Source organism: Methylophaga sp. UBA5088 (assembly GCF_002414625.1).
Lineage (GTDB): Bacteria > Pseudomonadota > Gammaproteobacteria > Nitrosococcales > Methylophagaceae > Methylophaga > Methylophaga marina.
This window is the reverse complement of the sequence record NZ_DIAC01000051.1, coordinates 11,358-20,330: the sequence shown is the minus strand read 5'-3', so window position 1 is coordinate 20,330 and position 8,973 is coordinate 11,358. Positions and strand designations below refer to the sequence as shown.

Here is an 8,973-nt window from a genome sequence, read left to right as displayed (position 1 = left end):
AATTTCTATACCACGCTCCTCAAAAAAATGAGAAGCGATATCATAGACTAGGTACAGCTCCATTAATGGTGTCGCCCCAAAGCCATTCACATGTAGTAACACGCTCTGTCCTTTCGCTGGCTGCAAATCCTCATCAATCGCTTTAGCCAGTATCTGAACTAACTCATCAGCAGTCGTTAAGTTCATGATTTCACGACCGCGCTCACCATGAATCCCAACCCCCATTTCGACTTCATTATCTGTAATATCAAAAGTGGGTTGACCCAAGGCAGGTACCGTACAACTCGTTAAAGCCAATCCCATCGACGCAGTGGCATTGACGACTTTGTCACCCAGCTTTTTACAAGTGGCTAGATCAGCGCCTGCTTCTGCAGCCGCACCGACGATTTTTTCTACAATTAATGTCCCTGCGACACCTCGACGGCCAGTACTGTGATCTTTGGGTAAGGATACGTCATCATTCACCAGTACAGTTTCATGTGGGCAATCCAACATTTCGGCCGCAATTTCAAAATTCATCACATCACCGGCATAATTTTTAACAATAAACAACACGCCAGCACTCGCTTCAACAGTCTGAGCAGCCATCATCATTTGGTCAGGAGTAGGTGATGTAAACACCTGTCCAGGACAAGCCGCATCTAGCATGCCTTTTCCCACCAATCCAGTATGTAATGGTTCATGACCAGCACCACCACCAGAAATCAGAGCGACTTTATTTTCAGACTTATTTTTTCGACTAACAAAGTGGGGTTGTTGATTGAATTGAATAATATCGCTGTGTGCTCTAGCAAACCCACTCAAACTTTCCTCAAGCACACTGTCCACAGCATTGATTAATTTTTTCATCTCTCGCTTCCTTTTTATATCTAGCTAGTTTTTCAAGGCCTTGGTGAGTGCCGCCAAATCATCCAGAATCCATGTGGGTTGATAATCAACCTGCTCAACATCCTCAACAGAAGACACACCGGTTAATACTAAGACACTGCGGATACCCGCATTAACAGCACCCAAAATATCCGTATTAAGACGGTCACCTATCGCAACGGTTGTCTCTTTTGTTGTACCTAAAATTTTCAAAGCCTGTTCGTACAAAATAGGCGCTGGTTTTCCAATTGATATCGGCTTGACACCGGTCACAGATTCGAGTGCAGCAAGTACGCCCCCATTACCCATAACTTCACCGAGCTCAGTAGGTAATGTGGCATCTGAGTTTGTTGCATAAAAGGCAGCACCCGCATTGATATTTAGGGTTGCCGTTGCCAATTTATCCCAACTTAAGTGGCGATCGAGTCCTGACACAACAATATCTGCTGTTCGCCCTGTGATACCTTTTTCAGGCTGATCTACTTCGTATAACTCTGTCAGCACAAATCCATTATCACGCAGGGGCTGTTTTAGACCATCCTCCCCGATTACAAAAACGCGTTTTTTATCTGCTGATAAGTGTTCACACAAATAGCTAACTGTGGCCATACTGGAAGTGAGAATTTCGTTCGCAGCGACATCAATATTCATTGAGGCTAATTTTTCTATATATTGCTGCTGAGTCAAACTGGCGTTATTTGTCGCCAAAACAAAAGGTATGTGTTTTTTTCTCAATAGTTGAAAAAACGCTTCCACTCCTTTCATGGGTTTATTGCCATGCCAAAGCACCCCATCCATGTCAATAATCAGACCAGCTACATTATCCAAACAGACCGCAGATTCTGTATTCAAAATAGATCCTCGCAACTATGTAATTTGGTCAAAAAGAGTCGCATAATGCAAATCATTGTGTCCAGTAATAAAAAAGAAGCTAAATGTTGAGATCAAGTCAAAAATTGACAGCATCTGCAAATCTGCTTTATAGTCTGCGAGCGTATTTTCAACGTAATAACTCATAAATTAAATTAATTAGGAGCATGTCAGCATGGCAAAAGCACTTATTCAAATGGCACTGGATTCTCTGGATTTCGATCAAACAATCGCGCTTGCAGAGCAAGTTGCTCCTTATGTCGATATCTTAGAAATCGGTACACCTTGCATTAAATATAACGGTCTTGAACTGGTTACTGCACTGAAAAGCAAATTCCCTAACAACCTGATCCTGGTTGACCTGAAGACAATGGACGCTGGTGAATACGAAGCGACTCCATTCTATGAAGCAGGTGCTGACATCTGTACAGTATTAGGTGTTTCTGACAAAGCGACAATGGGCGGCGTAATCAAAGCAGCTAACGCTAACAACGCTGAAGCTCAAATCGACTTAATCAGTGTTAAAGACAAAAAAGCAGTTGCAACTGAAGCAGCTCGTAACGGTGCTCAAATCATCGGTGTTCACACTGGTCTTGACGCACAAGCTGCTGGTCAAACACCTTTCGCTGATCTGAAAGATATCGCTAGCTTAAACTTAGGCGTGCGTATTTCAGTAGCTGGTGGTCTGAACAAAAACACTATTCAAGACACTGTTCGTGCTGGCGCAACAATCGTTGTTGTTGGTGCAGCAATCTACGGTGCGGATTCTCCAGCTGAAGCAGCTAAAGAATTACGTGCTTTAGTTGACGCAGCATAAGCAAATATTGCTTAAAGAAGAAAATAAAACGAGTGGTCAATGACCGCTCGTTTTTTTTCATGCTTACCTGGTTGATTTATTAATTTAAATAATGAGGTAAGATATTGGTCAATGTGTATTGATAATAATTACGATTTTAATTGACCAATATCAATAATTCAGGATGGGTTAGTCACAAATCAAGTCGACTTTTAGGCATATGCTAAGGTTCTTCCGACTTGCCACGATTAATCTAAAATAGTAATTTACCCGTTGCACCAACCTCGTTTTGTTGGGCAGATGGGGTTAAAATGTAACAGGGGTATAATATTATGAGTGACAAAGGTTTCTTAGCATCAGTTTGTGGATTTTTTAAAAGCCTGTTTTCATCAAGTCCTAGTTCTGCTCCAACCAGCAGTGCTAAGCCAAGCAGCCCAGCAGCAGCAAAAACGAATGATGGTTTGACAGGTGTTGAGCGTTATATCAGAAACCAATCGAATAGTGGCTCACAACTAACTGGTGTTGAAAAATACATCAGAAATAAAGCAACAACCGTCACCGTTATCACTAGCGTTGAACAATATATTCGTAACAAAGCACAAGCTAAACCAATGACAGGTGTTGAACGTTACATTCAAAGCAAAGGTTAAGTTAACCTTCAGCTTGCACCCAAGATTTACGGAATAAAGCCGGGCAGTAGTCCGGCTTTGCCGACATAATAATCAAAAAAATCAACCATACAGTCTGCGTGATATCACGTTGACTGTTAATTTTTAACTTAAAAATTAAAGGTACGAAACATGGCTACTTTACTTGATCAGCTTAAGGAAATGACCGTTGTTGTCGCCGATACTGGTGATATTCAAGCTATCGAAAAATTTACACCTCGTGATGCTACAACTAACCCTTCACTGATTACTGCTGCAGCTCAAATGCCACAATACCAAGGTATTGTTGATGACACATTGAAAGCGGCTCGTGAAACATTAGGTGCAGATGCACCCGCGTCAGAAGTAGTTTCTCTGGCTTTTGACCGTTTAGCTGTTTCATTTGGTCTGAAAATTCTGGATATCGTTCCAGGTCGTGTATCTACAGAAGTTGATGCGCGTTTGTCATTTGATACTGAAGCAACTATCGCTAAAGGTCGTGACCTGATTGCTCAATACGAAGCAGCAGGCGTTTCACGTGAGCGTATCCTTATCAAAATCGCAGCAACCTGGGAAGGTGTAATGGCTGCTAAAGTTCTGGAAGAAGAAGGTATTCACACCAACTTGACTCTAGTCTTTGGTCTGCACCAAGCGGTAGCTTGTGGCGAAAATGGTATCCAACTGATTTCACCTTTCGTTGGCCGTATTCTCGACTGGTACAAAAAAGACACAGGCCGTGATTCTTACGAGCCAGCTGAAGATCCAGGTGTTGTTTCTGTTACTCAAATCTATAACTACTTCAAGAAGTTTGGTTTAGAAACCGAAGTAATGGGCGCGAGCTTCCGTAATGTCGGTGAAATCACTGAGTTAGCAGGTGTTGACCTTCTCACTATTTCTCCAGCCCTACTGGATGAATTACATTCAACAGAAGGTGACTTACCACGTAAGTTAAATGTTGAAGATGCGAAAGCATCGGATGTTGAACGCATCAACATGACAGAAGAAACCTTCAAAGCTATGCATGCTGAAGACCGCATGGCGACTGAAAAATTACAAGAAGGTATTGATGGTTTTGCTAAAGCTCTTGAAACACTTGAAGAGTTACTGGCTAACCGTCTTGCAGAACTGGAAAGCTAATTCGTCAGAATTAAATTTCCCCGTATTCAGCCCACTCCATTGGTGAGTGGGCCCGAATGCAGCAGGGTCAGTGAAATTGACTTGTCACTGATTTCTGCATATAGTCCCGCTTCACATAAGCAAGCGTGATAACAATAATTTTTACTATAAATTAGGAGTATGTAACATGGCTGAAATCCAAATGGCTCTTGACTCATTGGACTTTGACGCAACAATGGCTCTGGCTGAACAAGTAGCGCCATATGTCGATATCCTTGAAATCGGTACACCTTGTATCAAATACAACGGTCTGAAACTGGTTAAAGCATTGAAAGCAGCTCACCCAGACAAAAAAATCCTGGTTGACCTGAAAACAATGGACGCTGGTGAATACGAAGCGACTCCTTTCTTTGAAGCTGGTGGTGACATCACTACAGTTTTAGGTGCTTCTGACATGGCTACAATGAAAGGCGTTATCAAAGCTGCTAACGCAAACAACGCTGAAGCTCAAATCGATTTAATCGGTGTTGAAGATAAAGCGGCTGTTGCTAAAGAAGCGGCTTCTAACGGTGCACACATCATTGGTGTTCACACTGGTCTTGACGCACAAGCTGCTGGTCAAACACCTTTTGAAGATCTGAAAACTATCGCTGGTTTAGGTCTGAACGTTAAAGTTTCTGTTGCTGGTGGTATCAACAAAGATACAATCCAAAGCACAGTTCAAGCTGGTGCTGACATCGTTGTTGTTGGTGCGGCTATCTACGGCGCTCCATCTCCAGCTGAATCTGCAAAAGAACTGCGTGCATTAGTTGACGCAGCATAAGGATTAGAAAAATGACAATGCATCGTGATCTAGTTGTAAACAAAATCACTGATATTTTAGGGGCTACTGACAGTTCTCTTGAAGCTGAATTCGTTGCCATGTGTGATGGTGCTAAACGCATCTTCATTACAGGTGCCGGACGTTCACGTCTTGTTGGTAACTTCTTGGGTATGAGGTTGATGCATAGTGGTTACACCGTATACGTTCAAGGTGAAATCAGCACACCTAGCATCCGTGAAGGCGATTTATTAATCGTTATCTCAGGTTCAGGTGAAACAACTCAGTTGGTTTCATTCGCGAACAAAGCTAAATCGGAGAAAGCTAAAGTAGTATTAATCTGCTCTAAAGCAAGTTCAACGATTGGTGATATAGCGGACAAGACAATTCAAATTGGTAACGATGATAGCTTTGCTCCTACAAAGGGCATGCCTATGGGTACTATGTTTGAATTATCGACATTGATTTTCTTGGAAGCCATCGTTTCTCATCTTATCCATGAGAAAGGTATTCCAGAAGAAGAAATGCGATACAGACACGCTAATATGGAATAATCACTTTTCCTTAGCAGTAAAAATGAAACGGGTAACTTTCGGGTTACCCGTTTTTTTTTGCCATCAGTTCAGATAGAGCTTACATCTCTGACGCTGTATAATGCCAGGATACTTATAACTCACTAATCGGTTTTAATAGAGATATGTCAGCAAAAACACTTTACGATAAGCTTTGGGAACAACATGTCGTTCGTTCTGAGTCAGATGGCACGACAGCTTTACTCTACATTGATCGTCACCTGGTTCATGAAGTGACTTCCCCCCAAGCATTCGAAGGGCTCCGTTTAGCTGAACGTAAACCTTATCGCCTAAATTCAATTTTAGCGACGCCAGATCATAACGTCCCCACTTCACATCGCGAACAAGGGATTGCTGACCCTATTTCACGTTTGCAAGTAGATACGCTCGATAGCAACTGCGTCGAATTTGGTATCACTGAATTTGGATTAAATGATTTACGGCAAGGTATTGTGCATGTTGTTGGACCCGAGCAAGGCGCGACACTGCCTGGTATGACGGTAGTTTGTGGTGACTCTCACACATCAACTCATGGTGCTTTCGGTGCGCTAGCGTTTGGTATTGGTACTTCCGAAGTCGAACATGTCATGGCGACTCAATGCCTGATTCAACGTAAGTCCAAAAACATGCAAGTGCGTGTCGAGGGTCAGGTTAAACCCGGCATCACAGCGAAAGATATCGTTCTGGCTATCATTGGTGAAATCGGTACTGCAGGTGGTACAGGCTATGCAATCGAATTTGCCGGTGAAGCGATTCAGGCTTTGAGTATGGAAGGTCGCATGACAGTCTGTAATATGACCATAGAAGCTGGCGCACGTGCGGGGATGATTGCGGTTGACGAAACCACGATTAACTATCTGAAAGACCGTCCTTTTTCGCCCTCTGGTGAAAACTGGGATAAAGCCGTCAACGCTTGGCGTGAACTTCACTCAGATGACGGCGCCCATTTTGATAAAGTCGTGGTACTCAAAGCAGAAGAAATTAAACCTCAAGTCACTTGGGGCACGTCTCCTGAGATGGTTGTTTCAGTTGATTCGTCTATTCCCGATCCTGTCAAAGAATCAGATGCCGTTAAACGCAACGGCATGGAAAAAGCGCTCAAATATATGGGGCTACAAGCTAATCAGCCGATTACAGATATCTATTTAGACCGAGTATTCATTGGCTCCTGCACAAACTCTCGCATTGAAGATCTGCGTGAAGCTGCAGAAGCCATTCAGGGCGGTAAAGTCGCTGACAGTGTGAAACAAGCCATGGTTGTGCCTGGCTCTGGTTTAGTTAAACAACAAGCAGAGCAAGAAGGTTTAGATAAGCTCTTTATCGAAGCCGGTTTTGAATGGCGTGACCCGGGCTGCTCAATGTGTCTGGCCATGAACGCGGACCGTCTCGAAGCAGGTGAACATTGTGCATCGACGTCAAACCGCAACTTTGAAGGCCGTCAGGGGCAAGGTGGTAGAACACATTTAGTCAGCCCCGCTATGGCTGCAGCAGCTGCGATAGCTGGTCACTTTGTTGATATCACACAAAACGTATGATTGATTACCTAGCTGTTCAATCTGAATTAAATACTTTTCGTGATTTTTTACGATGGTCTACATCCCGCTTCAATGAAGCGGGATTATTTTTTGGTCATGGTAATGAGGATGCATTTAATGAAGCATCACAATTGTTACTGAGTAGTTTGCATCTTCCTGTCGATACGCTTCCGGATGTATTTCTTGACGCCAGACTCACGCAGGATGAGAAGCGGACCCTACTCATCGCTATTGAAAAGCGGATTGAGAAACGTATTCCACTACCTTATCTCACCAATGAAGCTTGGTTTGCTGGTTTACCTTTTTTTGTGGATGAACGTGTCCTTATTCCCCGCTCCCCTTTTGCTGAATTAATAGAAACACAGTTCCAACCATGGGTCGCTGCACCTGACTCCATCACACGAATTATAGATATGTGTACTGGTAGTGGTTGTATTGCTATCGCATTGGCAATGGCCTTTGAGCAAGCTGAAGTCACAGCCAGTGATATCAGTTCTGATGCCTTAGATGTCGCTAGAGTAAATCGTCAGAAATATGGATTAGAGGATCAACTGACGTTGCTTGAGTCGGATATATGGCAAAAGATATCTACCGATGAAAAATATGATCTGATTATCAGTAATCCGCCCTATGTGGGAGCAGAGGAAATGGCTTCTTTGCCTGAAGAGTATCGACATGAGCCAAACTCAGCACTTGAAGCAGATGATAATGGTTTAGCCTTAGTCACAAAAATTCTTTCCGGTGCGGCCGATCATTTGACAGAAAATGGTCTGATATTTATTGAAGTAGGTAACACCGATCTCGCTGTGGATGATAAATGGCCAGAGATTGCGTTTACCTGGTTAGAGTTAGAAAATGGCGGCCACGGTATTTTCATGCTGGACAAAGACCAGTGTGAACTCTTTAAACAGCTTTACGGCTAATCGTTATCACTCAACTCGGGAATAGATTCAGGCTCTGTATACACTTTAACGCAATTGCGCCCCGCCATTTTAGCCTGATACATTGCTTTATCTGCTAACTCAAACAAACTGTTGAGATTATCGTTATCTGTTTGCCGTAATTGAGCAATCCCGACACTGACGGTCACGTCTAAGTCAGCTGGTTTGAGTTTTCTCAAACGTTGCACCATGCGATCCATCATATTTTTTGCTGAAGCTAGGTCGCACTCAGGCAAAAGTAAAACCAACTCATCACCAGCCCAGCGAGCAACAAGATCCACGTCACGCACATGACGTTTCAACCATGAACCAAGCTCAGCTAACATCTGATTACCACGTTCAAACCCATGATGTTCATTAATATCTTTGAGGTGATCGATATCAATCACAGCCAGAGATAAACAACGGCTAAAGCGGTAAGCCTCACTGAAGTATTTACCTGCGAATTCACGAAGTGCATGACGATTAAATAAGCCCGTCGTATCATCCAGCATAGCCAGACTGTGTAAAGACTTTTGCTGGGTACGCAGTTCCTGTGTCGTTTGGTAGCTGGTGACATGATTAAATACACGCTGTCTCAACTCTTCACGCACAATCGGTTTTGACACATAGTCATTAACGCCAAGATGGAATAGTTCAATCTTACGAGACATATTGTCAAAACCAGACGTAGCAATAATGGGCACATTGCTATATTCACTTTGCATACGCCGAATTTTTCGTACCAGCGTAATGCCACTCATACTGCCTTCAAGCATAATATCTGTAATGACCAGATCGTAGTCACCACCTTTAAAGGCCTCCCATGC

General features: G+C 43.1%; 10 protein-coding genes. 7 read left to right on the top strand and 3 right to left on the bottom strand.

Annotation, left to right across the window (positions count from 1 at the left end):
* The coding region (locus B4K20_RS06955) for a dihydroxyacetone kinase subunit DhaK (protein ID WP_289282372.1) at nucleotides 1-849 on the bottom strand (849 nt) is incomplete at its 3' end.
* Between the two features lie 24 nt (nucleotides 850-873).
* Entirely contained in the window at nucleotides 874-1,719 is an 846-nt protein-coding gene (locus B4K20_RS06950) for an HAD-IIA family hydrolase (protein ID WP_289282371.1), read from the bottom strand.
* Between the two features lie 193 nt (nucleotides 1,720-1,912).
* Here B4K20_RS06950 and hxlA (B4K20_RS06945) point away from each other — a divergent pair, with 193 nt between their 5' ends.
* The 7 genes from hxlA (B4K20_RS06945) (at nucleotide 1,913) to prmB (ending at nucleotide 8,146) form a co-directional block, all read left to right on the top strand.
* The gene (gene hxlA, locus B4K20_RS06945) at nucleotides 1,913-2,554 is read left to right on the top strand and encodes a 3-hexulose-6-phosphate synthase (RefSeq protein ID WP_007147026.1); all 642 of its coding nucleotides are present in this window, start codon (nucleotides 1,913-1,915) and stop codon (nucleotides 2,552-2,554) included.
* A 311-nt stretch (nucleotides 2,555-2,865) separates the two neighbouring features.
* Complete coding sequence (locus tag B4K20_RS06940) at nucleotides 2,866-3,183, top strand: hypothetical protein (protein ID WP_286303584.1); 318 nt, start codon at nucleotides 2,866-2,868, stop codon at nucleotides 3,181-3,183.
* A gap of 150 nt (nucleotides 3,184-3,333) precedes the next feature.
* On the top strand, nucleotides 3,334-4,317 hold the full coding sequence (locus tag B4K20_RS06935) for a transaldolase (protein ID WP_286303583.1): 984 nt from the start codon (nucleotides 3,334-3,336) through the stop codon (nucleotides 4,315-4,317).
* Between the two features lie 166 nt (nucleotides 4,318-4,483).
* Nucleotides 4,484-5,119: a 3-hexulose-6-phosphate synthase gene (hxlA, locus tag B4K20_RS06930; protein WP_286303582.1), complete on the top strand. Its 636-nt coding sequence runs from the start codon at nucleotides 4,484-4,486 to the stop codon at nucleotides 5,117-5,119.
* Nucleotides 5,120-5,130: 11 nt separating this feature from the next.
* A complete protein-coding gene (hxlB, locus tag B4K20_RS06925; RefSeq protein ID WP_286303581.1) occupies nucleotides 5,131-5,670 on the top strand; it encodes a 6-phospho-3-hexuloisomerase in 540 nt (179 codons plus the stop codon).
* Between the two features lie 143 nt (nucleotides 5,671-5,813).
* Nucleotides 5,814-7,223, top strand: coding sequence for a 3-isopropylmalate dehydratase large subunit (leuC, locus tag B4K20_RS06920; protein WP_289282370.1), 1,410 nt, complete (start codon nucleotides 5,814-5,816; stop codon nucleotides 7,221-7,223).
* Nucleotides 7,220-8,146 (top strand): 50S ribosomal protein L3 N(5)-glutamine methyltransferase, encoded by a 927-nt coding sequence (prmB, locus tag B4K20_RS06915; protein ID WP_289282369.1) that lies wholly within the window; start codon nucleotides 7,220-7,222, stop codon nucleotides 8,144-8,146. The genes leuC and prmB overlap by 4 nt, the downstream gene beginning before the upstream one ends.
* Here the strand turns inward: prmB and B4K20_RS06910 are convergent.
* Nucleotides 8,143-8,973 (bottom strand): GGDEF domain-containing response regulator (locus B4K20_RS06910; protein WP_289282368.1); only part of this gene is annotated, 831 nt, incomplete at its 5' end. The two genes, prmB and B4K20_RS06910, sit on opposite strands and share 4 nt — an antisense overlap.

Coding starts and splice junctions, on each gene's coding strand:
- hxlB (WP_286303581.1), top strand. CDS start 5,131: ATGACAATGCATCGTGATCTAGTTGTAAACAAAATCACTGATATTTTA.
- prmB (WP_289282369.1), top strand. CDS start 7,220: ATGATTGATTACCTAGCTGTTCAATCTGAATTAAATACTTTTCGTGAT.
- hxlA (WP_286303582.1), top strand. CDS start 4,484: ATGGCTGAAATCCAAATGGCTCTTGACTCATTGGACTTTGACGCAACA.
- leuC (WP_289282370.1), top strand. CDS start 5,814: ATGTCAGCAAAAACACTTTACGATAAGCTTTGGGAACAACATGTCGTT.
- B4K20_RS06935 (WP_286303583.1), top strand. CDS start 3,334: ATGGCTACTTTACTTGATCAGCTTAAGGAAATGACCGTTGTTGTCGCC.
- B4K20_RS06940 (WP_286303584.1), top strand. CDS start 2,866: ATGAGTGACAAAGGTTTCTTAGCATCAGTTTGTGGATTTTTTAAAAGC.
- hxlA (WP_007147026.1), top strand. CDS start 1,913: ATGGCAAAAGCACTTATTCAAATGGCACTGGATTCTCTGGATTTCGAT.